This window comes from Pseudanabaena sp. PCC 9330 (genome assembly GCF_055795045.1).
Genome location: NZ_JAYFES010000085.1, coordinates 1 through 1,330, shown reverse-complemented (window position 1 = coordinate 1,330; position 1,330 = coordinate 1). Strand labels below are relative to the sequence as shown.

At 56.9% G+C, this 1,330-nt stretch carries 1 protein-coding gene; it reads right to left on the bottom strand.

Going from position 1 to position 1,330, the window contains the following annotated elements:
- Positions 1–35 precede the first annotated feature (35 nt).
- The gene (locus AC0QKW_RS07585; RefSeq protein WP_473150456.1) at positions 36–1,256 is read right to left on the bottom strand and encodes an ISAs1 family transposase; all 1,221 of its coding nucleotides are present in this window, start codon (positions 1,254–1,256) and stop codon (positions 36–38) included.
- Positions 1,257–1,330 lie beyond the last annotated feature (74 nt).

Here is a 1,330-nt window from a genome sequence, read left to right as displayed (position 1 = left end):
CAGGGTAAGCGCAAGAAAACTATCGAGACATTGTGCTAGGTTGCGAGCCCTGCAGCAAGGACAGTGAGCATGTAGTCAGGACTCATTGAGGCTCGCTTTGACTTCTGCTTGAGACTTCGTTTTTTTGAGGTTTCTTGGTTCAGCACACTGATGGCCAAGCGCCTCAGGAGCGCCATATTCTCGCCACCGTAGCCTCGTCGAATGCGAGACTTATCCTCGCCCCAGGTGACATCGAGCACCCAGTGGAGTTGATTTTCGATACCCCAATGGGTGCGAATCGCCCGGCCAATCAAGGCGGCATCACAGGGCAACGACGTGAGATAAACCATGGTCTCTCGGGTGATCTTGTTCCAGAGATGGCGAGCCCGCTTCACGATGACGATGGTTTTGAGTCCCGCCCATTGCTCGATTTGGTGTAAGTCTCCCATGCTGACGACCGGTACAGCCCACACCTGCCGATGTTCCCGCCGATGATGACCCGACTCTAACCGGGCGTCATAACTGTGCTCTAGAGCGGCAAAGTTGTCGGCCTCAGCCTGCTCAAACCACGCCGTGACCTCGGCCCACAGGGTGGGGTGATTGGCCTTGAGACAGAGGACGTAGTCGGCCCCGTGCCCAACGATCTCACGGGCAATTTCCTTCTGGGTGCCCATGGCATCGAGGGTGATGATGCAGCCGCTAATATCGAGAAGTTTCAGCAACGCAGGAATGGCAGTGATCTCGTTGCTCTTGGACGCAACTTTGACTTGCCCTAACAACAGCCGATGCTCGCTGGCCCAGGCGCTGACGACGTGGAGCGCAGACTGCTTAGCGTTGCGGTCATAGGAACCCTTAATCGTCTTGCCGTCGATAGGAATCACTTGGGCTCCACTGCCCTCAACGATCTGCTTCACCCAGCCCAGAAAGCAACGCTCTAGGGCTTCAGGGGCTATCCGCTCGAACAAACGACGGTAGGTGTCGGCATGGGGCACGCCGTTCGGTATCGAGAACAGGGTGCTCAGCCACGCCTCGTGACTCTCGGCATAGGTTTCGATGTCCTCCCAACCCGTCGCGCCGCCGATGACGGCCAAAATCGCGATCATCACAATGCTCAAGAACGGGTGCTCTACCCCCTGACTGCCACGCGGGTCTTCGAGTTCAGCAAAGTGTGATTCCCACTGCTGTTGAATGGAGGTAGCATCGGTGGCCGCGCTCAAGGGTGGCTTGGTCTGACCGGCTTTAGCGGTCTCTTCGTTGGGAGCAAAGCCTTGGCTCATGGGGACTCACTAAAGGTCGCAGCGATAGAAGGCCCCTAGCATGTCACAGTCCTATTTTTCTTGCGCTTACCCTG